Genomic DNA, 23237 nt, shown 5'->3' with positions numbered 1-23237 from the left:
CTGCTGGCGCTCGGTCAGGCGTCCGCCGCGTCGGGTGAACGAGACCGGCTCGGTTCGGTACGGCGTGGGCTCCACTCGCGCTAGCGTAGACGCGTGGACATCGAACCTGACACCAAGGACTGGACCTGGGTGCTCGAGCAGCCGTGCCCCGAGTGCGGACTTGCCGCCGGTGACGTGCCGCCGACCGAGGTCGCCCACCGGGTCCAGGCGGAGCTGCCGCGCTGGTCCGCCGTCCTGGAGCGCCCCGATGCACGGGAGCGTCCGGCGCCGACCACGTGGTCGGCGACCGAGTACGCCTGCCACGTCCGCGACGTCCACACGCTGTTCGCCCAGCGCATCCGCCTGATGCTCGAGCAGGACGCCCCGCAGTTCCCCAACTGGGACCAGGACGAGACCGCGATCGCCGACGACTACGCATCCCAGGATCCGGCGACCGTTGCGGCGCAGCTCGTCGAGGCCGGCGAGGGCATGGTCGCGGTCCTGCAGTCCGTCCCTGACGACGCCTGGGACCGCAGGGGCTACCGCAGCAACGGCTCGGAATTCACGATCGCCACGCTGGCGCAGTACTACCTGCACGACATCGCCCACCACCTCCACGACGTCCGGGGCTGACGTGCCTCCTACGGCCGACTGGGACGCGATCGTGCTGGCCGGCGGCCGCGCCTCGCGGCTCGGTGGTGTCGACAAGGCAGCGCTCGAGTTCGACGGTGAGACGCTGCTCGCCCGTACGCTCCGCGCCGTATCGGGCGCGGGCCGCGTCATCGTCGTCGGCGACCCGAAGTCCGTGCCCGAGGGCACGATCGTCGTGCAGGAGGAGCCCCGGTTCGCGGGTCCCGCCGCAGCGATCGGGGCGGCGATGGCCGAGGTCCGGGAGTCGTACGTGTTCCTGGTCAGCTGCGACCACCCGTTCCTGGCGGATGCGGTCGACCTGCTCCTCGACGAGGCGTCTGGCGACGGCGTCATCGCGGTCGACAGCGACGGCCGCCGGCAATACCTCATGAGCGTCCTCGACGCGGCCGCGCTGCGGGCCTCGATCGCGACCCAGGTGACGCTCGTCGACCTCCCCGTACGTACGTTGCTGGTGCCGCTGGAGCTCATGGAGATCGCGATTCCGGCACGAGCGGCGCTCGACATCGACACGTGGCACGATCAGGAGAAGGCGCTCGCAGAAAGGACTCACGATGGCTGACATCACGCTCGACGACTGGGTCGTCACGGTTGCTGCCGAGCTCGGCATCAAGGAGCTGGACCTCGACACCGAGTCGGTGCTCGACCTGGCCGCGGTTGCCGCGCATGCCGTCGTGCGCCCGGCCGCGCCCCTCACCACGTTCCTCGCGGGTCTCGCCGCCGGTATGGCCGGCGGGTCCGAGTCCGACCTCCGCGACGCGATCGAGACGGCCACAGCACTCTGCGAGCGGGTCGAGGAGGAAGACGCCTAGATGGCCGGCCGGCTGACGAGGCGTACCAAGGTCACCCGGTTCGCTCCGGAGGGACCGGCGACGGTCCGCGAGGACGCGCTCGCGGTGGAGGAGCCGCTCGAGATCCGGGTCGGGGGCACGTCGCTTTCGGTGACGATGCGCTCGCCGGGAGACGACTTCGACCTCGTCGCGGGATTCCTGGTCTCCGAGGGCGTCATCTGGTCCGCCGACCAGCTCGTCTCGATGCGGTTCTGTGCCGGCACCGATGACCACGGCCTCCAGACGTTCAACGTCATCGACGCCGAGCTGAGCGCCGACACCCCGCCGCTCGACGTCTCGCTGGAGCGCCACGTCTACACCTCGAGCTCGTGCGGCATCTGCGGCACTGCGTCGATCGATGCGGTCCACAAGGCCGCGCACTTCGGGCGCCTCGACGACGCGACGAGCTGGGACCGGGCGCTGCTCGGGTCGCTTCCCGACCGGTTGCGTGAGGGCCAGAAGGTCTTCGAGCGCACCGGGGGAGTGCACGCCGCCGGTCTCTTCGACGCGTCCGGCACATTGCTGTGCCTGCGTGAGGACGTCGGCCGGCACAACGCGGTCGACAAGGTCGTCGGCTGGGCGGTCCGGGAGGGCCGGCTGCCACTGGCCGGCACGGCGCTGCAAGTCTCCGGGCGTGCGTCGTTCGAGCTCGTGCAGAAGGCGCACATGGCCGGCATACCGGTCCTGGCAGCGGTGTCGGCGCCCTCGTCGCTCGCGGTGGAGCACGCCGAGTCGGCCGGCATGACGCTGCTGGGTTTCAGCCGCGACGGCGGCTTCAACGCGTACGCCGGAGCCCACCGCATCTCCTGATCGCCGACACGCCGGGCCGCACTCACGTTCGCGAGGGTTTGGCCGTGGAGGTATTCGCAAAAGTTGCCGATTCCGACATGTAACCCGGGATCAAACCGGCTGTCTGCGACGTTGGATACAGTGAAGGACAACGACTCCACTTCCGGAGCCATCCCACGGAGGGAATCATGAAGAGCAGCAACCCCGTCTTCGCCCGCAGCGCCGAGTTCAACGGCCGCGGCGGCGCAGTCGCCAACGATCCGTCCCAGTGGCAGGTCGACCTCGGCGGATCACCCACTCACACCGAGCGTGGCACCGGCCGGATGACCATGGACACGGTCGTCGAGAAGACTGGCATCACCCTGCTGGTCCTCGCTGTCGTCGCCGGCATCACGTGGGTCATGATCGGTGACCTCGGCAGCGACGCCACCGCGAGCGATGCCTACGGCCGTGCGTTCACGTTCGCCATCGGTGGTGCGCTGATCGGCCTCGTGCTGGCCTTCGTCAACTCGTTCAAGAAGGTCGTCAGCCCGGCGCTCGTCCTGGCCTATGCCGTCTTCGAAGGCGTGTTCGTGGGTGCCTTCTCCAAGGTGATCGCAGCATTCGTCGGAGACGCGAGCATCGTGTTCCAGGCGATCGTCGGCACGATGGTCGCCTTCGGAGGAACGTTGGCGGCCTACAAGTTCTTCAACATCCAGGTCACCGCCAAGTTCCGCAAGGTCGTCATGATCTCGGTCTTCGCGTTCTTCGGCGCGACGATGCTCAACCTCTTGCTGAGCTGGACCGGAGTCGTCGACGACGGCGGCATCCGCGGCTTCAACACGCTGGGCCTGCTGGTCTCGTGTGCGGCCGTTGTGCTCGCGGTGTTCATGCTGATCCTCGACTTCGACTACATCGAGCAAGGCGTTGCGGCCGGCCTTCCGGAGCGCGAGTCCTGGCGTGCGGCTTTCGGTCTCACGGTCACCCTGGTGTGGCTCTACATCGAGATCCTGCGCATCCTCGCGATCCTGCGTGGCGACTGACACGAAGCGCTAGACACACGAACGGCCGATCCCTCCCGGGGTCGGCCGTTCGTCATGGGGACAGGAGAATCGGGTTTTGTCCGCGCATAGGCGGACAAAACCCGATTCTTCTGTCGCGAACCGCGAACCGCGAACCGCGGACTGCGGACCGCGGACCGCGGACTGCGGACCGCGAACCCAGGGTCAGGAGGCGCGGCGGCGCCGCAGGACCGAGGCGAACCTGCCGCCGGGGCCCGCGTCCGGTGCCACCTGCGTGCCCGGGTGGTCGACCGACACGGCGGCGGCATCCGCGACCGACACGAGATCGCGCGCGTGGCCGGCGTAGGCGTGCTTCGTCTGCTTCTGCCGCAAGGATGCCGAGATGGCCGGGATCAGGACCGACACCATGTTGGCGTAGCCGGTCTCCGACGGGTGGAAGTGATCTGCGCCGAACATGACGTCGCGCCGCTCGGCGAACAGTGTGCCGAGCAGGTCGCCGAGGGACACCGCGCGGCCACCGGCCTCGACGACCGCGATGGTCTGCTTGCGGGCCAGAGCGCGACTCAGCTTGCGGGCGACGGTGCGCAGCGGCTGCATGATGGGCTGGACGGTGCCCAGGTCGGGGCACGTGCCGACGATGACATCGCAGTCCTCGGCGACGAGCCGCCGGACGACCTTGCTGAGCAGGCGTGCGGAGGTGCGGGGCGTCACGTTGTGGGTCACGTCGTTGGTGCCGACGACGATGACCGCGACATCGGGGTTCCAGTCGGGATCGAGGTCGATCTGGTCCATGAGGTCGGCCGTCTGCGCGCCCACGACGGCGCGACACTGCACCTCGACGGGCGCGTCCATGACGTGCGCGAGGCCGACGCCGATCATCGCCGAGGGTGTGGCATCGGCGCGGGTGACGCCGTAGCCGACGGCGGCAGAGTCGCCCAGCACCAGGACGCGGATGGTGCGCCCCGGGAGGTCGTCGCCGTAGATGCCGTCGGGGGAGGGCGGGCGCTCATCGGTCGTGCCGATCGCGCGGCGGGCGAGCATCGCCTCGCCGACGAGGAAGCCGTAGAAACCCGAGAGCGTGGCACTGCCGCCAATCAGGGTGGCGGCAGCGATGCGGCGGGGACGAGGCACGTTGTCATTTTACGTCGGCCAGATGACGGAAACACACGAAAAGAGCCCCTCAGCCATGTGTCCTTGCTTGCGCTTAGGGTGGCCCCGTGCGTGAATTCGTCCCCAACCTTCGAGATGTGGGCGGAATCGAGACGGCGGACGGCCTGGTGGTCCAACGGGGCCGTGTCCTGCGCAGTGCGGTGCCGTCCCACAAGGACGTCGCGCCTGACGACATCGTCTGGCCGCCGTCGCTCGTGATCGACCTGCGGTCGGCCAACGAGTCCGAAGACATCCACCCGCTCGCCCGATCCGGCGCGCGCATCGTCAACCTGCCGCTGCTCAGCGCGCTGCGTCCCGGCACGGCTCCCGCCGAGAGCCTCGCGGGCCTCTACCTCCTGCTGCTCGACCACGCGTCGATGTATCTCGTGGAGCTCGTGCGCGAGGTCGGCACGGCCCGCGGCGCGACGCTGATCCACTGTGCGGCCGGCAAGGACCGCACGGGTGTCTCGATCGCGCTCCTGCTGCGGCTCCTCGGCGCTTCGCGCGACGACGTCGTCGCGGACTTCCTCGAGACCCAGCATGCCGAGCAGGCCATCACCTCGCGCCTGCGCAGGCTTCCGGGCCGTCACCACCGGGCCGCGCTTCCCCCGGAGTTCCTCGCGGTGCCGGTCGAGGCGATCGAGGGAGTGCTCGATGTCTGGGACTCACACGATGGTGGCGTCCACGGCTGGTTCGTCGGCATCGGCGGCAGTCATGACCTCGTCGAGCAGCTCCGACGTACGCTTTTGACATGACCTCGCTCGACCTCTCACTGGATGCGCGGGAGGTCCCGCTGGGCGGGGTCCGCGGCATCACGGTGCACCGCACGCTTCCCCATCGTGGCCTGCCCACCGTCGGGCCCTGGTGTTTCGTCGACCACTTCGGGCCGACCACGGAGCACATGAACGTGCTTCCGCACCCGCACACCGGGCTGCAGACCGTGACGTGGCCGATGGCCGGCGAGATACGCCACCGCGACAACCTCGGCAGCGATGTCGTGCTCAAGCCCGGCGAGCTCAACCTCATGACGTCGGGCGACGGAGTGGCCCACTCCGAGGTCTCCGTCGGCGACACGACGGCTCCCATGCACGGCCTGCAGCTCTGGGTCGCGCTCCCCAACGTCCGGCGCACGGGCGTCGCCGGCTTCGAGCATCACCCCGACCTGCCGGTTGCCGAGGGCAAGGGGTGGACGGCCAAGGTCTTGATGGGCGAGCTCGACGACGCTGCATCTCCGGCCACGACCCACTCGCCGATGGTCGGCGCCGAGCTGAAGGTACGCCCTGGCGGTGCGATCATCCCGCTGCGGCCCGAGTTCGAGCACGCAGTCCTGGCTGTCGACGGCGAAGCCCTCGTGGGGGGCACGGAGATCGTCCACCGCCAGATGCGCTACCTCGCCCCCGGCCGCGACGACGTCGAGCTGTTCGTGCCGGCCGCGACGACCCTGCTGCTGATCGGCGGTGTGCCGTTCCAGGAGGAGCTCGTGATGTGGTGGAACTTCATCGGGCGCTCGCATGAGGACATCGTGCAGGCCCGGCTCGACTGGGAGAAGGAGTCGGAGCGGTTCGGCGAGGTCGCCGGGCACCACGGCCAGCGCATCCCGGCGCCGCCGATGCCCGAGCTGCGCCTCAAGCCACGGCGCCGCACGGTCGCCTGACGTCGCGCTCGATTGACCTCAACTCTGATTGAGGTTCTAGGTTTGTCGTGCCCAGGGTGAACACTGGGCAGGGCGTACGCCGATCCAGGAGGACCACATGAGCATGGACGTCGCAGCATGGAACTCGCTGCACCGTGTGATGAACACACAGAACGGTCCCCAGCGGCTGACCAAGGAGACGCTCAAGCGGATTGCGGGCTTCGCCGCGCCCCACAAGCGGCGACTGATCCACTTCCTGCTGCTGAGCGTCGTCTCGGCGTGCCTCGCGGTCGCGACGCCGGTCCTCGCCGGCCGCGTCGTCAACGCGATCGTCAACGGTGACTCCCGCAGCACGGTCTTCGGCATCGCCGGCCTCATCGCGCTGATCGCGCTGGCTGACGCCGCGCTCGCCATCTGGACCCGCTGGTTGTCGGCGACGATCGGTGAGGGGCTGATCCTCGACCTCCGCACGACGGTGTTCGACCACGTCCAGCGCATGCCGATCGCGTTCTTCACCCGGACCCGCACCGGGGCGCTGGTGAGCCGGCTCAACAACGACGTGCTGGGTGCCCAGCGCGCGTTCAGCGGCACGCTCTCGGGCGTCGTCAGCAACCTGGTGACGCTGACCCTGACCCTGATCGTGATGGTCAGCATCTCGTGGCAGGTCACCGCCGTGGCGCTGGTGCTGCTGCCGCTCTTCGTGGTGCCGGCCCGGCGGATGGGCGGCCGGCTCGCCGCGCTGTCGCGTGAGGCGGCCAACCACAACGCCGTCATGAGCACCCGGATGACCGAGCGCTTCTCGGCGCCGGGCGCGACGCTCGTCAAGCTCTACGGCCGGCCCGACGAGGAGTCCGTCGAGTTCGCCGCCCGCGCCAAGCGCGTGCGCGACATCGGCGTGAAGTCGGCGATGCTGCAGTCGGTCTTCGTCACCGCGCTGACCACCGTGTCGGCCCTGGCGCTGGCCGTCGTCTACGGGCTGGGCGGCTTCTACGCGCTCAAGGGCTCGCTCGACCCCGGTGCGGTCGTGGCTCTCGCGCTGCTGCTGACCCGGTTGTATGCGCCGCTCACCGCACTCGCGAGCGCACGGGTCGAGATCATGAGCGCCGTCGTGAGCTTCGAGCGGGTCTTCGAGGTGCTCGACCTGCGGCCGCTGATCCGCGAGCACGCGGACGCCGTCTCGGTGCCCGACGGCCCGGTGTCGGTCGAGTTCTCGCACGTGACGTTCGCCTACCCGTCGGCCGACAAGGTCTCCCTCGCCTCGCTCGAGGAGGTCGCGATGCTCGACAACCGGGGTGGTGTCGACGTCCTGCACGACGTGTCCTTCCGCGTCGAGCCCGGCCAGATGGTCGCGCTGGTCGGCACGTCCGGCGCCGGCAAGTCGACGATCGCCAGCCTGATCCCGCGTCTCTACGACGTCGACGCCGGGTCGGTGCGCCTGGGCGGCGTCGACGTCCGCGACCTGTCGATGGACTCGCTGCGCAACACCCTCGGCATGGCGACCCAGGACGGCCACCTCTTCCACGAGTCCGTCCGCGCCAACCTCCTGCTGGCCCGGCCCGAGGCGACCGACGCCGAGCTCTGGGCGGCGCTCCGCGACGCGCGGCTCGACGACCTGGTGGCGTCGCTGTCCGACGGGCTCGACACGATCGTCGGCGAGCGGGGCTACCGGCTCTCCGGCGGCGAGCGGCAGCGGCTCACGATCGCCCGCCTGCTGCTGGCCCACCCGCGAGTCGTCATCCTCGACGAGGCGACAGCCCACCTCGACTCGACGTCGGAGTCCGCGGTGCAGGAGGCGCTGGCCGTCGCCCTTGCCGGGCGTACGTCCGTCGTCATCGCCCACCGGTTGTCGACCGTACGCGCGGCCGACCGCATCCTGGTCATCGAGGACGGCCGGGTCGTCGAGCAGGGCACGCACCACGAGCTGCTGGCCCAGGGCGGACGCTACGAAGAGCTCCACCGGACGCAGTTCGATGCCGGCGACCTCACCGAGGCAGTCGATCAACCCCTCCCGGGCTAACCCGATTATCTGGTAGCCTCACATTCAGATACCCTCAGTATCTGAATGTGAGAGGACGACATGACCCACTTCACCGACAAGGTCGCCGTCGTGACCGGCGCGGGCTCCGGCATCGGCCGGGCGCTGTCCGTCGAGCTCGCCCGCCGCGGCGCAAGGCTCGCCATCTGCGACGTCGACACCCACGGCCTCGCAGAGACCGAGGCGCTCGTCAGGCAGGCCGGGGCCGAGGTCAAGGCCGACCCGCTCGACGTCTCGCAGCGCGAGCTGGTGCTGGCGTACGCCGACGACGTGGCCGCCCACTTCGGCCGGGTCAACCTCGTGTTCAACAATGCCGGCATCGCGTTCACCGGCGATGTCGAGGAGATGTCGTTCAAGGACATCGACCGGGTCATGGACGTCGACTTCTGGGGTGTCGTCAACGGCACCAAGGCCTTCCTCCCGCACCTGGTCGAGTCCGGGGACGGTCACGTCATCAACATCTCGAGCATCTTCGGGCTGTTCGCGGTGCCGACGCAGAGCGCGTACAACGCCGCGAAGTTCGCGGTTCGCGGCTTCACCGAGGCGCTGCGCCAGGAGATGGTGCGGGACCAGCGCCCGGTCAAGGTCACCTGCGTCCACCCTGGCGGCATCAAGACCAACATCGCCCTCAACGCCCAGCAGGTCGAGGGCCGTGACCACGACAAGCTCGCGAGCTCGTTCGACAAGCTGGCTCGCACGTCTCCCGAGAAGGCCGCCAAGGTCATCCTCAAGGGTGTCGAGAACGACAGGGCCCGGGTGCTGATCGGCGCCGACGCGTGGGTGCTCGACGCGTTCGTACGTCTCACGGGCTCGGGCTACCAACGCGCGGTCACCGCCTTCAGCAAGCGGAGCGGGCTCTAACCCTCGAGCTCTTGCAGCGCCGACGGGCGCGAGCCCTCCGGCAGGGCGAGGAGGGTGCCCACGAGGGCCTGGGCGCACAGGTCGCGCACCTCGTCGCGACTCGTCTCGGTCGAGTCGAGCCACTGGTGGCAGGCGTTGCGCATGAAGTGCAGCCAGCTGCGGACGGCGATCTGCATGAGCTCGGAGGGCTGACCGGTCGGCTCGACCCCGGCAGTGATGCGATCCTGCTGGCGCTGCATGTCGTCCTCGATGATCGCCTGGATCTCGGGATCGGCCGACGCGGCGCCGTGGAAGATCGCCTTGACGCCCATCTTGTGGTCCTGGCAGTAGTCGAGGTACGTCTCGATGCCCTGGCGCAGCCGGTCCAGGATCGGCAGCGTCTCGTCCGGGGCCGTGAGCTCCATCATCCGTGTCGACTCGCGCCGGACCATCGCGGCGAAGAAGGCCCGCTTGGTCGGGAAGTAGTGGTAGAGCAGCCCACGCGAGACGCCCGCGACCTCGGAGAGCTCCTCGATGTGGACGTCCTCGTAGGACCGGTCGGCGAACAGCTCGGCGCCGAGCTCGAGGAGCTGGTCCTGACGCGCCTCGCGGCTCAGTCGGGTGCGGGTGGCCATGACGGACAGACTACTTGACACCGATTCAGCAGGGGCTAGTCTGACATTATTGGATTGTCGTTCAATAAGGAGCAAGCGTGCGCAACGACTGGTCAGGTCAGACGTTCCCACACCCGCCCGGCCGCAAGCCGGTCGTGGGTGACGTGTTCGGCGCGGACGTGAAGGCGCCGCTGCAGAGCACGATGCGGCGCGCCGAGGGCCTCGGGCCGATCTTCGAGCTGCACATCTTCGACCAGAAGTTCGTCTTCGTGACGGGGGCGGAGCTCGCGGCCGAGCTCGCGGACGAGTCGCGCTTCGCCAAGAGCCTGTCGCCGGCCCTCGTCGCCCTGCGCGAGTTCGCCGGGCAGGGGCTCTTCACGGCGTACAACGACGAGACCAACTGGGCGCTGGCACACGACCTGCTGCGGCCGGCGTTCACCAAGGCCGCGATGCAGCGCTATCACCCGATCATGCTGGCCGCGGCGCAGGAGCTGTTCGACACGTGGGACCGGGGTCAGGGTCGGGTCGACGTCTCGGCGGACATGACCAAGCTGACGATGGAGACCATCAGCCGGGCGGCGTTCAGCACCGACTTCGGATCATTCAGCCGGGCCGAGCCGCACCCGTTCATCCCGGCGATGATCGCGGCGCTCAAGGCCGGCCAGCGCAAGGGGTCGCTCAACGCGATGCCGGGCGCGGCGCTCATGGCCAGGCGGATCGACAGGAGGAACGCCCACCACCAGGCATACGTCGACTCGATGCTCGACGGCATCATCGCCGAGCGACGCAACGCCGACGAGGTCGATCACAGTGACCTGCTCGGCATCATGCTGCACACGCCGCACCCCGAGACCGGTGAGCGACTCGACGACCTCAACATCCGCCACCAGATCCTGACGTTCCTCGTCGCCGGGCACGAGACGACGTCTGGTGCGCTGTCGTTCGCGCTCTACTACCTGTCCCGTGATCCCGCGGTGCTGGCCAAGGCGCAGGCCGAGGTCGACCAGGTCCTCGGCCCGGACCGGGATGCGGAGCCGACGTTCGAGCAGGTCGCGAAGTTCCGCTATCTGCGCCGGGTGCTCGACGAGGCCCTGCGGCTGTGGCCCACGGCGCCCGCGTTCACCCGCAGCCCCCGCGAGACCACGGTGCTGAGCACGGGGCACACGATGCGCCCCGAGGACTGGGCGATCGTGGTCCTGCCGATGGTGCACCGCGACCCGGCGGTGTGGGGTGACGACGCGGACATGTTCGATCCCGACCGGTTCCTGCCGGAGAACTCGCGCGGCCGTCAGCCCCACTCGTACAAGCCGTTCGGCACGGGTGAGCGGTCGTGCATCGGCCGGCAGTTCGCGCTGCACGAGGCGATCCTGGTGCTGGCGCGGCTGTTGCACCGCTACGACATCGCCGGCGATCCGGACTACGAGCTGGAGATCGCTGAGCGGCTCACCCTGATGCCCAAGGGGTTCGAGCTGGCGATGACGCCCCGCACCCCCGCGGTGGCATCACCGGCTCAGGCGACGGATCAGGCCGAGCCGAGCGAGGTGTGCCCGGTGTCGTCGATCGACCAGCCGGGGTTCCAGGCGACCTCCCACGGGTGCCCGTCCGGATCGGCGAAGTAGGCGGAGTAGCCGCCCCACGGCTGCTCCTCGCCGGACTTGAGGATCGTGCCGCCGGCCGCCTCGGCCTGGGCGAGGACCTCGTCGACCTCGTCATGGCTGCGCGTGTTGAACGCCAGGCTCATGCCGCTGAACGTGGCTCCGGTGTCGGTGACGTGGGCGTCGTCGGCGAGGTCCTTGCGGGTCCACAGCGCGAGGACCAGCCCGTTGAGCTGGTAGAACGCGACCTCGTCCTCGGTGTTGCCCCGCGTCCAGCCGAGGCCGGCCTCGTAGAAGCGGCGCGCTCGCGGGAGATCGGCGACGCCGAGCGTGATCAGGCTGAGTCGTTGCTCCATACGTCCAACGCTAACGCCGGCTGCGGACGCGCACGATCCAGACCGCGGCGCCGATGCCGAGCACCAGCCCGAGTCCGGCGAGGAGCACAGGCCGGCTCGACTCGGGTTCGCCGGCGTCATCGGTGCGCACGGCCGGCTTGCGTACGTGGTCCGGTCGCAGTGCCATCGCCCCGTCGGTCGAGCTCGTCGACGCGACCTCCTCGACGGTGCAGGCATTGGTCCGCAGCTCGTCGTCGGCGCCGACCACGTACCGGTGACCGGGCCGCAGGTCGGCGTCGACGGAGCTGACCGTGTTGGGCTGGGTCTGCCCGGAGAGCACGCGCACCGTGAGGGGGAGGTCAGGCCCGGCCCACACCTCCTCCACCGTCATGGTCGTGTAGCCGCCCGACGTCTTGCCGGCGACGCCGAGGAAGATCGTCGGGGAGCCGGCCGGGCCCGCGCCGGCCGCGCACGAGGCGACGGCCGGCGACGAGGTGACCGACACGAAGGCGCCGACGAGCACGAGGGCGAGGATCCGCACAGCGAGCCGCATACCTCATGATGTCGGTGTCCGGGTGATTCGTCTCGCTTCTGCTCAGGCCAGAGCGCGAAGCGACTCGGCGAGCGGCGTCGTCGGACGGCCGATCAGCGAGCTGAGGTCGCCGGTCGCGAGCTCCAGCTCGCCCTGCTTGATCGACGCGTCGACCGCCACGATGAAGTCGACGAGGCCGGCGTCCAGGCCCACGGACGTCAGGATCGACGCCTGCTCCTCGGAGGACACGTTCGCGACCTCGACGGGTTTGCCGACGACATCGGTGAGCGCCGTGGCGAGGTCGGCCTGCGTCCAGGCGACGTCGCCGGCCAGCTCGTACACGCGCTTGACCGGAGCATCGGTCGTGAGAACGACCGCAGCGGCCTCGGCGAAGTCCTGTCGCGAGGCGCTCGCAACGCGGCCGTCGCCGGCGCTGGTCAGGACCGAACCGGTCGCAGCGGCCGTCTCGACGCTCGAGGCGTAGTTCTCGTGGTACCAGTTGTTGCGCAGCAGGACGTGGTCCACGTCCGTCGAGGCAAGGTACTGCTCGGTCTCGAGGTGCTCCGGTGCGACCGGGAGCGTGGACGTGTCGACCTGGGGTGCGCTCGTGTAGACCACGCGGGAGACGCCTTGGCTGATGGCGGCATCGATGACGTTGCGGTGCTGCTGTCCGCGCTTGCCGAACTCGTTGCCCGAGATGAGGAGCACCTGGTCGACGCCGGCAAGGGCGTCCGTGAGGGCGGTCGGGTCGTCGTAGCTCGCGATGCGTACCTCGACGCCCTTGGCGGCGAGCGGCTCGGCCTTGGCGGCGTCGCGGGCGATCGCGACGATCTGGTCGGGGGTCGTGCGCTGGAGCAGCGCGTCGACGACGAGGGTGCCCAGCTGGCCGGTGGCTGCGGTGACGGCGATGGTCATGGGTGGTTCCTTTCGGTTGGCGATGACCACGACCGTACACTAACCAATAGAAAGTGCAAACTCTGGGTAAGTACTAACGAAGTGCTAGCATGGCAACAACAGGAGGACGCACCATGGCTGAGGACCCGAGACGACCGTTCGACGTGTTCAATGGCGCGTGCCCGTCGCGCGAGGTGCTCGAGCACGTCACGAGCCGGTGGGGTTCCCTGACGCTCGCAGCGCTGAGCCCGGAGCCGGCCCGGTTCGGTGAGCTGCGCCGCTGCGTGGACGGCGTCAGCGACAAGATGCTGTCGCAGACCCTCAAGGCCCTCGAGGCGGACGGCCTGGTCGAGCGGCACGTGCAGTCGACTTTGCCACCCAACGTCGACTACCGCCTGACGCCGAACGGCGAGAAGGTCGCCGAGGCGGTCAAGGGGCTGATCCTGGCGCTCTACGGCGTGATGCCGCAGGTCATGGAGTCCAGGGCGCACTCCGCCTGAGTGGTCGTTGCCGGCGGACGGTCGCCGATCAGACGACTCCGGCGGCCTCGGCCACCTCGCGATAGGCCGCCGCGAGCGACTCGATCGTCTCGTGCGCGTTGAGCCCGCTCGGGTTGGGCACGACCCACAGCTGCGCGTCGCCGATCGTCTCCTCCTGGCGCCCAGCCCGTGCGAGCCGGCGCCCGAACGCGATGCGGTACGACGTGATGCCGGCGACCGCCACGACGCGTGGCCGGTGCTCGTCGACGAATGCCTCGAGTCGCGCCCGCCCCTCGACCAGCTCGGCGGCCCCCAGCTCATCGGCCCGCGCGGAGGCCCGCGCGACGATGTTCGTGATGCCGATGCCCCGACTCAGCAGGGCCGGCCTGGCGGCCTCCGGCGTCATCACATCCGGGGGGATGATCCCGGCGAGCCGAAGGGCGGGGTAGAACCGGTTGCCCGGCCGCGCGAAATGCAGTCCCGTCGCGGCGCTGACGAGGCCGGGGTTGATGCCGACGAACAACAGCCTCAGGTCATCGCCGACCAGGTCCGGGACGGTGCGGTCGGCGTACGAGAGCAGCTCCTCGCGGGTGAAGCCCATCGCGTGAAACTAGCAGGCGGGTGCTCGGTCGACCGTCATCCCTCGTCGAGGTCGGGGACCACGCGGTCTTCGTCGGGGACGATGCCCTCGTCCACGTCGTCCGGCCACGCGCTCTCGTTCTGCGCCGCGAGGTCGCCGTCCGGCACCAGGTGCCCGACGTCGTCCGGATCGCCCGGTACGTCGGGGTTCGGCACCTCCGGCTCACTGCCGGGGATGTCGACGTCCGGGTCGGGTTCTAGGGGTGGGACGGTCATGAGTCCTCCTGGAGTCGGTGCTTGCCGAGGGCGTACCCGCCGGGCGAGGTCGATAACGCCCGCAGGCGCAGGTCTGTCGGTGCGGTCTGCTGTGCGTAGCGACCCTGCGCCCCGGGTACGTCCATCTTCCGACCAAATGAACGGAGCACGCCATGACCACCGTCCCCAACGATCCTGTCTCGACGCCTCCTGAGGGCGAGCCCAGCCTCGACCCCGGCGCGCCGGCACCCGCGGAACCCAGCGGCGACCCGGACGCCGAACCGGCGGAAGCTGACCCCGAACCCCACGACGTCTGACGCGCCACCGGGCGCCGAGGCGCGGCAAGGTTCGCAGTTCGACCCGGTCGATACGATGAGTCCGATGCATGCCTCCGCTCCGCTCGACCCCATGCCGTCGTGGCTGCGCGTCTGCGTCAACTCGTGCCTGATCCTCGGCATTCTGGCGATGTTTCACGTCCTGGTGGACGATCCGGCCCACCTCCCGCATGACGCCACGGTCTCGAGCGTGATGCAGATGGACAGCCCGCACAGCCTGGCGGCCGGTCTCGACCTCGACGACCACCCGGACGGGGCGACGTCCGACTGCTGTGGCCTGATGATGCTGTGCCTCGCCATGATGATCGGCGCGAGCGCCTTCCTGGTCCTCCGTCGCCGCTCGTCAGATCGAGTGCTGTGGGAGCGCCCACCGCCATTCCGCCTCGGCACTGTCCTGCGGCTCCCGCCGTTCCAAGGCCTCACCCCGCTTCAACGCAGCTCGATCCTGAGGTGCTGAGGGGCGCTGTCGACGACTCGACCGCCCCGTACATTCAGCAACCCCTCAAGGAGAACCATGCGTATCAACCGTACTTTTGCGACCCTGCTCGCAGCCCTGCCCCTGGTCGCGCTCGCGGCCTGCTCGGACTCGGACGAGCCATCCGCGAAGGCGTTCAACGACGCCGATGTGTCGTTCGCGCAGGAGATGATCCCGCACCACCGCCAGGCCACCGAGATGGCGAAGCTCGCCGAGGACCGTACGTCCAGCCAGGAGGTGCTGGATCTCGCGTCCGGCATCATCGCCGCACAACAGCCGGAGATCGACACGATGACCGGCTGGCTCGAGTCCTGGGACGAGGACGTACCGGGCGAGTCCGGCGGCATGGAAGGCATGGATCATGGCTCGTCGTCCGACATGCCCGGGATGATGAGCGATGAGGACCTGTCCAGGCTCGAGTCGCTGTCCGGCCCGGCATTCGATGCCGAGTTCCTCACGATGATGATCGAGCATCACGAGGGCGCGATCGAGATGGCATCGACCGAGGAGGCCGACGGAACGTACCCGGACGCCGTCGCGCTGGCGAAGAAGGTCCAGAAGGACCAGGCCGCCGAGATCAAGAAGATGTCGGCGATGCGTCAGTCCTGACGCCGTGGCCCGGTCGCGCGAACCCTGCGCGGCCGGGCCAGGCGACGGTCCGTCGCGGGACGTCCGTATGCGGGAAGCCTTCGACGCCGAGGATCAGGCAGCCCGCTGAGATTGGCCGCGAACCTGCCGGGGTAGTGCAACGGCGTACGGGACGAGCGGCTCTCGTACGGACCGGAAGGAAACCCCATGTCGGGCACGCGTTGGCTGGCCGTGGCGTTCTTCCTGGCCTTTCTCGCGATCGGCACGACGATCGTCGTGGTGTCCGCCGCGCTCTCGGACTGACGCCCGGAAGTGGACCGGGCGGTTTCCGGCCGGCTCAGCTCATGGGGTTGTCGGCGCGAGCGGAACTGCCGAGGCCCAGGCCTGCGACAGGGCCTCGACCGTGATCACCTGCTCGCTCCCCGGCTCGAGGTCGGCGTCGAGCAGCTCGTCCCAGAACGGTCGATGCTGCTCGCAGCACAGGACCGCGGTGATGTTGCCGTGGACCGGGCTGCGGTGATGCGCGGCGTTGACCTGGACGTAGCGCTTCTCCGAGTCCATGGCGCGCCAGGCCAGGGCTGTCGGTTCGGGCAGCGTCGTGGCCCAGGCGAGGAGCTCAGAGGGGTCGTTCAGGTTGACGCTGACATCACCCACGATGTCCAGCGACCTGCTGATCCGGAGCAGCACCCCGATCTGGCGAGGGTCATCTGACGAATACATCTCATTCCTCCTCTCGTTGCTCGTCAGCGGCCCAGAAGGTGACGGTGGGCGGTCAGGGTCCGGAGATCTCGATCCGCCTGCGCTTGTGGCCTTCGCTCTTGTGCAGCGTCAGCCGAAGCACGCCGTCCTTGAGCGACGCCTCGGTGCGGTCGGCCTCGACATGTCCGGGAAGCGTCACCCGGTAGTCGAACCGGCCCGTGCGCCGGGTCTGCCGGCGAAGGACGCCGGTGCGCTCGCGCTCCTTGATATCGCCGCGGATCGACAGCTCGTTGTCCTTGAGCTCGACATCGATGTCCTCTCGCTTGACGTCGGGCAGCTCGGCCTCGACGACGAAGGTGTCGTCGGTCTCCTCGATGTCCACCGGTGGCGACCAGGCGCCGGTCGTGGGGGCGCCGCCGAAGGTGGACTCCAGGAGCCGTGACATGCGGTTCTGGATGTCATCGAGCTCCCGGAACGGGTTCCAGGAGGTCAACTCCTTGTCGTGGCGGTCGGACTCTGCCATGTCCACCGACCTCCCTTCTGATGTGGTGGGGCGTTCGCCTGCTGGGCGCAGGCATGAGCGCCGATGTCACAGGATCTGTTCCCATTTTTCCCCGCGCCAATCGCGCATGTGGCCTGAAGTGCGAGGCAATTCGCCGGACGCCAGGGCGACCGCGACCGTACGCTCGAGGCATGGCGGGGTTCCTCCTGCGTCATCGAGGAGCGGTCGCGACAGGCGTCGCCGCGGCGGCTCTCGTGCTGGTCGGGACTGCCCGCTGGGCGAGCGAGGACGGCACCTACGAAAGTCCCTGGCCGTCGATCCTCGCTCTCGCGTACTGCGCGGTCGCGGCCGGCCTGTTCACGTACCTGCGGACCGACCGAGCACGAGAAGCGCTGGACGGGGGGACTGGCTCGTCGCTGGCCGAGGCACAGGTCGTCGTCGCGGTGAGCCCGACCATCGTGGCGAGCGTTCTGCACCTCACCGGGACCGACGCCCGGGCCCTGTGGGTGGTCCTGGGTGTCACGGTCGTCCAGCTCCTGGTCTGGACGGGGTTCCCGAGGGGGCACCGCCGGACGTCAGGCGAGTGACACCAGGACGTCGAGCAGGGCGGCCGTGGGCGGTGGATCGGGCGGTTCGCCGTACGTCGCTGCGTACACATGCCTGGGCGCGCCCGGGACCTCGTACGCGTTGAGGTCGAGGTTGCGATGCGCTCGGAGTGCGAGTCCGGGGATCGTGGCGACGCCCATGCCGGCCGCCACGAGCGCCTGGATCGCGACCATGTCATCGGTCGTGTAGGCGATCTCGGGCTCGAAGCCCTCGCGGTTGCAGACCTCGACCAGATGGGATCGGCAGCGGAGACAGCCGGCGACCCAGCGCTCGTCGCGGTGCTCGGCGACCTGGCCACGATCGTCAGTCGTCAGCAGGTAGGTCGGGTCGTCTCGCAGATGGGTCAGTCGCAGGCCCGGGGGATCGGGCTCGGTCTCGTCGTAGCGGAAGACGATGGCCACGTCGACCTCGCCGGCCCGCAGCATCGCGATGGCCTCGGGCGGATGGGTGTCGACGAGGTCGAGCCGCAGTCCGGGATGCCGCGATGCCAGCTCGGCCGAGACCTCCGGCATCAGCGCGACGAGTGCCGACCCGAACACCGCGACGCGGACCCGGCCGGCGCTCAGTCCGACATGCGCGTCCAGCTCTGCCGACGCGGACTCGACCCGCCCGAGGATCTCTGTCGCCCGCTCCGCGAGGACCCGCCCGGCCTCGGTGAGCCGGATGCCACGCCCGACCCGCTGTAACAGCTTGGCCCCGGTCTCGGCCTCGAGCCGGGCGAGGTGGTGGCTGACCGAGGGCTGGGAGTAGTGCAGCTCGTTGGCCGCAGCCGTCACCGAGCCGTGACGAGCGACGGCGGCGAGGACCCGGAGGCGGTTGAGGTCGAGCATTCATCAACCATATCGATGATTCACCAGTCAAACTGGCATTAGACGTGATGAGTCAGCGGATCCATGCTGAAGGCATGAACCACACGACCTACCCCAAGCAGCCGGTCCGGACGGGCCTGCCCGAGCTCCTGGACGGCATCCGGGAACAGACCAGCCGAGACCTCGATCCTCGGCGTACGGCGTTGGCAGTGGCCGACGTCCTGCGAGAGCGCATGCCCGGTGTCGAGCTGCTCACCGAGCAGGAACGCATCGGCGACGCCGACGAGCTGGTGAGCCACGTGCTGCACACCGAGGCGACCTTCTCCGTCAAGGCCGTGGTGTGGCAGCCCGGGCAGATCACGCCGATCCACGATCATGTGGCCTGGTGCGCATTCGGCGTGCTGCAGGGCATCGAGTACGAGACGCTCTACCGCGACAACGGTGACCACCTCACCGAGATCGGCCGGGTCGAGAACGGCGTCGGCGAGGTCAGCGGCTTCGCACCTCCCGGCGACATCCACCGCGTGCACAACACCGGCGATGTCACCGCGATCTCGTTGCACATCTATGGCGCCGACCTGAGTGCCGACGGCGTGAGCATCCGCCGGGAGTACGACCTGCCGATCCGCTGACGGCGCCGTCACCCCACCAACCTGCACAGGATCTTCACGAGTCGACCCCGATTCCCGACCAGCGGCGCTCCTACGCTGAGGACATGACCGCACCTCGCCGCATCCTCGTCGTCGAGGACGAGCCCATCATCAACGGCGCGGTCACCGACCGGCTGGTCGCCGAGGGCTACGACGTCGTACGCGCGTGGGACGGACCGGGCGCGGTCGAGGCGTTCAACACCCACGACCCTGACCTGGTGCTGCTGGACGTCATGCTGCCCGGGTTCGACGGGCACGAGGTGTGCCGGCGCATCCAGGCCGTGCGGCCGGTGCCGGTGCTGATGCTCACGGCGCGGGACGACGAGGCGGACATCCTCGTCGGTCTGGCGGTCGGAGCCGACGACTACCTCACCAAGCCGTTCCGCATGCGCGAGCTCGTCGCGCGCGTCGCCGCGCTCCTGCGCCGGGTCGACCGTGCGGTCGAGCTCGCCGGCACGGGCATCGCCGACCTCGGCGACCTGCGCATCGATCCCGGCGCCCGGCGGGTGTGGACGGGCGACGACGAGGTGCACCTGACGCCGACCGAGTTCGACCTCCTGCTGTGCCTCGCGGAGAGCCCCGGCGTGGTGCTCACCCGCGAGCACCTGCTGGCCGAGGTGTGGGGTTGGCCGGACGCTTCGGGCACTCGTACGGTCGACAGCCACGTCAAGGCCCTGCGCGCCAAGATCGGTGCCGACCGGGTGCGGACCGTGCACGGCGTCGGGTACGCCCTCGAGGCCGGGACCGACCGGTGACCGCGCGACCCCTCGACCAGGTGCAGTCGGTCAAGGTCAAGCTCGGGCTGCTGGTCGCGGCCAGCGTCACCGTCGCGTCCATCGTGGCCACGATCGGCTCCGCCGGAGGCGTCCCGATCTGGCTCAGCATCCCCGTCACGATCGCGCTCGCGCTCGCCGTCACCCAGCTCCTTGCGGTCGGCATGACCTCCCCGCTGCGCGAGATGACCGCGGCCGCCAGGCAGATGGCAACCGGGGACCACTCCGTACGGGTCGCCGCGACGTCCAGGGACGAGATCGGCGAGCTGGCGCGGGCGTTCAACCGGATGGCCGAGGAGCTGGCCGGGGTGGACCGGCAGCGCCGCGAGCTGGTCGCCAACGTCAGCCACGAGCTGCGCACCCCGCTGGCCGCCCTGTGCGCGCTGCTGGAGAACCTCGCCGACGGCGTCGCGGATCCCGATCCCGAGACGCTTCGCGCCGCCCTCGACCAGGGGGAGCGGATGACCGCGCTGGTCACCGACCTCCTCGACCTGTCCCGTGTCGACGCCGGCAAGGCACCACTCAACCTGCAGGACGTCGAGGTCGGGCCGCTGCTGGAGGCCGCCGTCGCCGAGTTCCGGGTCGGTGGTCGCGACGTGACGTATGCCGTGCACGTCAGCCCGCCCGACCTCGTGGTCCAGGGCGACCCGGCCCGGCTGCGGCAGCTCGTCGCCAACCTGCTGGACAACGCGTCACGACACAGCCCGCCGGGCGGGACCGTGACATTGCGCGCAGACGTCTTCGGCGATCACTGGCACCTCGTGGTCGCCGACCAGGGCCCAGGTGTCGCGCCCGCGCACCGCGATCGTGCCTTCGAGCGGTTCGGGACGCTTTCCGACGTCGACGGGGGCGGCGGAACCGGCCTCGGGCTGGCGATCGCCCGCTGGGTCACCGACCTGCATGCCGGAACGATCGGCTTCGCGAATCCGGGGCCCGGTGAGCCCGGTGCACGTGTGCTGGCCGACCTCCCGCGCAACCCCACGTCTGCCCGTCCGAAGGAGAGCCCCATGTCCGAGTCGACAGCAGGTCCCATCCCGGCGCCGCTCCCGCGATACGCCGCGCCAGCCATGCCGTCACTGACCGACAGCACGTTCGGTGACTTCTGGCCGGACGCGGGTGTGCCCGGCAACGTACGCGTGCTGCTCGGCGCGCTGGGCGTCGGCGTGCTTGCCGGTGTGCTGATCCCGTTCCGCGACCACGGGCTCGCGGTGTTCCTCGTGCTGGTGGCGGCCGGAGCCGTCCTGCTGACCGCGAGCCGGAACAGGCGCGACCCGTTCACGCTGGCCTGTGCAGGGCTGTGCCTGGCACTGTCGACGATGGTCCTCCTCAGGGATGCCGAATGGATCGTGGCGCTCTGCCTCATCGCCGGCGCCGGGGTGTGCGCCATTGGGCTGGTCCGCGGTCGCAACCTGCTGTCGTACGTCCTGGCGGGGGTTGCGTGGCCGCTCGCCGGTCTGCGCGGAATGCCCTGGCTCGGTCGCACGCTGCGGCTCGTCACGGGCAAGGGTGGTGGCGCGGCGCTCGTACGCACGGCGCTGATCTCGGTGCTCGGGGTGACGGTGTTCGCCCTGCTGTTCGCCTCGGCAGATGCCCTGTTCGCGGAGTGGGCCGACGCGATCGTCCCCGACATCGGGTCTGCCGAGTTCGCCCTCCGCGTGTTCGTCGCGGTGTTCGTCGGCGGCATCGTGCTGGCCGGCGCGTACCTGGCGCTCAACCCGCCCGAGGTCAATCGGGGCGAGCGTACGGCCCGCCCGGTGGCGCACCGGTTCGAGTGGTTGGCGCCCGTGCTGGTCGTCGATGCGGTGTTCGCCGTGTTCCTGGTGGCGCAGGCGACGGTCGTCTTCGGTGGCCACGACTACCTCAGGCGTACGACCGGGCTCACGTATGCGGAGTACGTCCACCAGGGCTTCGGGCAGCTCACCGTGGCGACCGCCCTCACGCTGCTGGTCGTGTGGGCGGCGTCGCGCAAGGCGCCCAGGGAGACGCCGTCCGACCGGGCCTGGATCCGTGGATCCCTCGGCCTGCTGTGCGGGTTGACGTTGGTCGTCGTCGCGTCGGCGTTGTACCGGATGCACGTCTACCAGGACGCATATGGCTTCACCCGGTTGCGCCTGCTGGTCGACGTATTCGAGGGCTGGCTGGGCCTGCTGGTGCTGGCGACGCTCGCCGGAGGGTTCGCGTTGCGCGCGATGTGGCTGCCGCGGTTCGCGCTGTTCAGCGGGGTGGCGATGCTGCTCGGCCTGGCCGTCCTCAACCCCGATGCGTGGATCGCGCAGCAGAACATCGACCGCTTCGAGACGACGGGCAAGGTCGACTGGACGTACCTGCAGGGGCTCTCCGAGGACGCGGTCCCGGTGCTGTCGACACTGCCGCCGGAGCTCGTCGGGTGCGCCGTGTCGCTTGACGGCCGGACGCACGACGACTGGCTGGAGTGGAACGTCGGCCGGTCGCGGGCGCGCTCGACGATCGAGGCGCATGCTGGCGACTGGGACACGCCTGCGAGCTGCCCCGGCCAGACCGATCGCTGAGTCGCCGTCGTGAGCCCTGTGCGGGCGTACCGTTGAAGGGGAGAAGGGTGGCCGTGATGGCGAAGAAGTCCGGGGGTGCGAAAGGCCGTGTCTGGCTGGCCGTCGTCGCGATGCTCCTGGTGAGCGCGGCTGCCTGTGACGAGGGCGGAGACGACTCGCCGCGGCCGACCGAGCCCACCGCCACGTCCGAACCCGCGCCCACGACAACGGCGCCGGGCGCGATCACGCAGCAGGAGGCCGCCACCGTGGTGTGGCCCGATCCCGCCGGCGAGCTCCGCTACAACGACCCGATGACTGCTGTGGCTGGCTACGCCGAGGAGCTCATCGGATTCGACGCCCCCGCGTACGGCGAATTCATGCCGGGCGACTCGCGCTCCGGTGAGGTCGAGCTGCGCGCGACGGCCAGGGGCGCGGTGACGACCGTGCTGGTCCGCCAGATGGGTGACGGAAACTGGTACGTCCTCGGGTCGTCGACACCCAACATCGAGCTCGAGACGCCGGCCGCCGGCGCCTCGATCGACGATCCGCTGTCCCTCGCCGGGCGAGCCCGTGCGTTCGAGGGCACGGTGCAGGTGTCCGTCTTCGAGCTCGGCGGCGCGAGACCCGTCGGAGAGGGATTCGTCACCGGCCGCGGCGACGGCGTCCTCGGCGCGTTCAGCGACGAGGTGCGGTGGGACAACCCGGGCACGGGTCGCGGCGTCCTCGTCCTCTACACCGAGAGCGCCGAGGACGGCTCGGTCTGGGAGGCCATGTCAATCCCGGTGACCTTCGCCGGCTGACCGCGCGGGCCCGCCACAACGCCCTAGCTCTGACGCGCCGTCCGGCGGTGACTTGGCGTCCAAACGCGGGTCGCGAGTGGACGCTGAGTCACCGCTCGAGGGTCAGGCGTACGAGACGCCCGTCGCGTGCAGCGGGCAGTAGCCGAAGGGGTTCTTGACCAGGTACTGCTGGTGGTAGTCCTCGGCGTAGTAGTACGTGTCGAGCGGCAGGATCGACGTGGTGATCTCGCCGTAGCCGGCCTCGGTCATGCGCACCTGGTACGCCTCGCGGGACGCCTCGGCCTGCGCCTGCTGCTCGGGCGTCGT

Annotated in this window: 30 protein-coding genes; 19 read left to right on the top strand and 11 right to left on the bottom strand. The window is 69.6% G+C overall.

Annotation, left to right across the window (positions count from 1 at the left end; translation table 11 throughout):
• Positions 1-93 precede the first annotated feature (93 nt).
• From V6M46_RS10780 to V6M46_RS10760, 5 genes are all read left to right on the top strand, one after another.
• On the top strand, positions 94-612 hold the full coding sequence (locus V6M46_RS10780; protein ID WP_332664729.1) for a DinB family protein: 519 nt from the start codon (positions 94-96) through the stop codon (positions 610-612).
• Between the two features lies 1 nt (position 613).
• On the top strand, positions 614-1189 hold the full coding sequence (mobA, locus tag V6M46_RS10775; protein ID WP_332664727.1) for a molybdenum cofactor guanylyltransferase: 576 nt from the start codon (positions 614-616) through the stop codon (positions 1187-1189).
• Positions 1182-1439, top strand: coding sequence for a DUF6457 domain-containing protein (locus tag V6M46_RS10770; protein ID WP_332664726.1), 258 nt, complete (start codon positions 1182-1184; stop codon positions 1437-1439). Before mobA ends, V6M46_RS10770 begins: the two co-directional genes overlap by 8 nt.
• Entirely contained in the window at positions 1440-2267 is an 828-nt protein-coding gene (gene fdhD / locus V6M46_RS10765; RefSeq protein ID WP_332664723.1) for a formate dehydrogenase accessory sulfurtransferase FdhD, read from the top strand.
• A 167-nt stretch (positions 2268-2434) separates the two neighbouring features.
• Positions 2435-3268, top strand: coding sequence for a Bax inhibitor-1/YccA family protein (locus tag V6M46_RS10760; protein ID WP_332664721.1), 834 nt, complete (start codon positions 2435-2437; stop codon positions 3266-3268).
• Positions 3269-3451: 183 nt separating this feature from the next.
• On the opposite strand, the gene V6M46_RS10755 is transcribed toward V6M46_RS10760, so the two are convergent.
• The gene (locus V6M46_RS10755) at positions 3452-4378 is read right to left on the bottom strand and encodes an SGNH/GDSL hydrolase family protein (RefSeq protein ID WP_332664718.1); all 927 of its coding nucleotides are present in this window, start codon (positions 4376-4378) and stop codon (positions 3452-3454) included.
• Between the two features lie 86 nt (positions 4379-4464).
• Here V6M46_RS10755 and V6M46_RS10750 point away from each other — a divergent pair, with 86 nt between their 5' ends.
• From V6M46_RS10750 to V6M46_RS10735, 4 genes are all read left to right on the top strand, one after another.
• Positions 4465-5151 (top strand): tyrosine-protein phosphatase, encoded by a 687-nt coding sequence (locus tag V6M46_RS10750; protein WP_332664716.1) that lies wholly within the window; start codon positions 4465-4467, stop codon positions 5149-5151.
• Positions 5148-6050 (top strand): pirin family protein, encoded by a 903-nt coding sequence (locus tag V6M46_RS10745; RefSeq protein WP_332664714.1) that lies wholly within the window; start codon positions 5148-5150, stop codon positions 6048-6050. Before V6M46_RS10750 ends, V6M46_RS10745 begins: the two co-directional genes overlap by 4 nt.
• A 97-nt stretch (positions 6051-6147) precedes the next feature.
• Positions 6148-8046 (top strand): ABC transporter ATP-binding protein, encoded by a 1899-nt coding sequence (locus V6M46_RS10740; RefSeq protein ID WP_332664712.1) that lies wholly within the window; start codon positions 6148-6150, stop codon positions 8044-8046.
• Between the two features lie 60 nt (positions 8047-8106).
• Entirely contained in the window at positions 8107-8925 is an 819-nt protein-coding gene (locus V6M46_RS10735) for an SDR family NAD(P)-dependent oxidoreductase (protein WP_332664710.1), read from the top strand.
• Here V6M46_RS10735 and V6M46_RS10730 read toward each other — a convergent pair.
• Positions 8922-9539, bottom strand: coding sequence for a TetR/AcrR family transcriptional regulator (locus V6M46_RS10730; protein ID WP_332664708.1), 618 nt, complete (start codon positions 9537-9539; stop codon positions 8922-8924). The genes V6M46_RS10735 and V6M46_RS10730 overlap by 4 nt on opposite strands.
• A gap of 77 nt (positions 9540-9616) precedes the next feature.
• Here V6M46_RS10730 and V6M46_RS10725 point away from each other — a divergent pair, with 77 nt between their 5' ends.
• A complete protein-coding gene (locus tag V6M46_RS10725; protein ID WP_332664705.1) occupies positions 9617-11137 on the top strand; it encodes a cytochrome P450 in 1521 nt (506 codons plus the stop codon).
• Here the strand turns inward: V6M46_RS10725 and V6M46_RS10720 are convergent.
• Genes V6M46_RS10720 through V6M46_RS10710 form a run of 3 tightly spaced genes read right to left on the bottom strand, consistent with a single transcriptional unit; the run spans position 11041 to position 12895 of the window.
• Positions 11041-11469, bottom strand: coding sequence for a VOC family protein (locus tag V6M46_RS10720; protein ID WP_332664702.1), 429 nt, complete (start codon positions 11467-11469; stop codon positions 11041-11043). The genes V6M46_RS10725 and V6M46_RS10720 overlap by 97 nt on opposite strands.
• Before the next feature lie 10 nt (positions 11470-11479).
• Positions 11480-11989 (bottom strand): hypothetical protein, encoded by a 510-nt coding sequence (locus V6M46_RS10715; protein WP_332664699.1) that lies wholly within the window; start codon positions 11987-11989, stop codon positions 11480-11482.
• Positions 11990-12043: 54 nt separating this feature from the next.
• Positions 12044-12895: an SDR family oxidoreductase gene (locus tag V6M46_RS10710; RefSeq protein ID WP_332664697.1), complete on the bottom strand. Its 852-nt coding sequence runs from the start codon at positions 12893-12895 to the stop codon at positions 12044-12046.
• Between the two features lie 113 nt (positions 12896-13008).
• Here V6M46_RS10710 and V6M46_RS10705 point away from each other — a divergent pair, with 113 nt between their 5' ends.
• On the top strand, positions 13009-13374 hold the full coding sequence (locus V6M46_RS10705; RefSeq protein WP_332664694.1) for a winged helix-turn-helix transcriptional regulator: 366 nt from the start codon (positions 13009-13011) through the stop codon (positions 13372-13374).
• Positions 13375-13402: 28 nt separating this feature from the next.
• Here V6M46_RS10705 and V6M46_RS10700 read toward each other — a convergent pair whose 3' ends face one another.
• Entirely contained in the window at positions 13403-13954 is a 552-nt protein-coding gene (locus V6M46_RS10700) for a mismatch-specific DNA-glycosylase (protein WP_332664691.1), read from the bottom strand.
• Positions 13955-13989: 35 nt separating this feature from the next.
• Complete coding sequence (locus V6M46_RS10695; protein WP_332664689.1) at positions 13990-14208, bottom strand: hypothetical protein; 219 nt, start codon at positions 14206-14208, stop codon at positions 13990-13992.
• Between the two features lie 152 nt (positions 14209-14360).
• Between V6M46_RS10695 and V6M46_RS10690 the strand changes: the two genes are divergently transcribed.
• The 3 genes from V6M46_RS10690 (at position 14361) to V6M46_RS10680 (ending at position 15606) form a co-directional block, all read left to right on the top strand.
• Positions 14361-14504, top strand: a complete 144-nt coding sequence (locus V6M46_RS10690; RefSeq protein ID WP_332664688.1) for a hypothetical protein — start codon at positions 14361-14363, stop codon at positions 14502-14504.
• Between the two features lie 64 nt (positions 14505-14568).
• Positions 14569-14979, top strand: coding sequence for a hypothetical protein (locus V6M46_RS10685; RefSeq protein WP_332664685.1), 411 nt, complete (start codon positions 14569-14571; stop codon positions 14977-14979).
• Positions 14980-15036: 57 nt separating this feature from the next.
• Positions 15037-15606, top strand: a complete 570-nt coding sequence (locus V6M46_RS10680; RefSeq protein ID WP_332664682.1) for a DUF305 domain-containing protein — start codon at positions 15037-15039, stop codon at positions 15604-15606.
• A 321-nt stretch (positions 15607-15927) separates the two neighbouring features.
• On the opposite strand, the gene V6M46_RS10675 is transcribed toward V6M46_RS10680, so the two are convergent.
• Both V6M46_RS10675 and V6M46_RS10670 read right to left on the bottom strand, forming a co-directional pair.
• Entirely contained in the window at positions 15928-16305 is a 378-nt protein-coding gene (locus V6M46_RS10675) for a hypothetical protein (protein ID WP_332664680.1), read from the bottom strand.
• Between the two features lie 52 nt (positions 16306-16357).
• Positions 16358-16807, bottom strand: coding sequence for an Hsp20/alpha crystallin family protein (locus V6M46_RS10670; RefSeq protein ID WP_332664678.1), 450 nt, complete (start codon positions 16805-16807; stop codon positions 16358-16360).
• 170 nt (positions 16808-16977) lie between these two features.
• Between V6M46_RS10670 and V6M46_RS10665 the strand changes: the two genes are divergently transcribed.
• Positions 16978-17373: a hypothetical protein gene (locus tag V6M46_RS10665; RefSeq protein WP_332664676.1), complete on the top strand. Its 396-nt coding sequence runs from the start codon at positions 16978-16980 to the stop codon at positions 17371-17373.
• Here the strand turns inward: V6M46_RS10665 and V6M46_RS10660 are convergent.
• Positions 17362-18222, bottom strand: coding sequence for a LysR family transcriptional regulator (locus V6M46_RS10660; protein WP_332664674.1), 861 nt, complete (start codon positions 18220-18222; stop codon positions 17362-17364). The two genes, V6M46_RS10665 and V6M46_RS10660, sit on opposite strands and share 12 nt — an antisense overlap.
• A 74-nt stretch (positions 18223-18296) precedes the next feature.
• On the opposite strand from V6M46_RS10660, the gene V6M46_RS10655 reads away from it, so the two are divergent.
• The 4 genes from V6M46_RS10655 to V6M46_RS10640 all read left to right on the top strand — a co-directional run bounded on the left by V6M46_RS10655 (position 18297) and on the right by V6M46_RS10640 (position 22931).
• The gene (locus tag V6M46_RS10655) at positions 18297-18833 is read left to right on the top strand and encodes a cysteine dioxygenase family protein (protein WP_332664672.1); all 537 of its coding nucleotides are present in this window, start codon (positions 18297-18299) and stop codon (positions 18831-18833) included.
• Between the two features lie 83 nt (positions 18834-18916).
• Positions 18917-19606, top strand: a complete 690-nt coding sequence (locus V6M46_RS10650) for a response regulator transcription factor (protein ID WP_332664671.1) — start codon at positions 18917-18919, stop codon at positions 19604-19606.
• Entirely contained in the window at positions 19603-22152 is a 2550-nt protein-coding gene (locus tag V6M46_RS10645) for a DUF4153 domain-containing protein (protein ID WP_332664669.1), read from the top strand. The genes V6M46_RS10650 and V6M46_RS10645 overlap by 4 nt, the downstream gene beginning before the upstream one ends.
• Positions 22153-22208: 56 nt before the next feature.
• On the top strand, positions 22209-22931 hold the full coding sequence (locus V6M46_RS10640; RefSeq protein ID WP_332664731.1) for a Gmad2 immunoglobulin-like domain-containing protein: 723 nt from the start codon (positions 22209-22211) through the stop codon (positions 22929-22931).
• Between the two features lie 102 nt (positions 22932-23033).
• On the opposite strand, the gene V6M46_RS10635 is transcribed toward V6M46_RS10640, so the two are convergent.
• Positions 23034-23237, bottom strand: a 204-nt coding sequence (locus V6M46_RS10635) for a peptide-methionine (S)-S-oxide reductase (protein WP_332664667.1), incomplete at its 5' end; no start/stop codon positions are given.

The organism is Aeromicrobium sp. (assembly GCF_036676885.1).
Taxonomy (GTDB): Bacteria; Actinomycetota; Actinomycetes; order Propionibacteriales; family Nocardioidaceae; genus Aeromicrobium.
The sequence above is the reverse complement of the archived record's forward strand: the minus strand, read 5'-3'. Positions and strand labels throughout refer to the sequence as shown.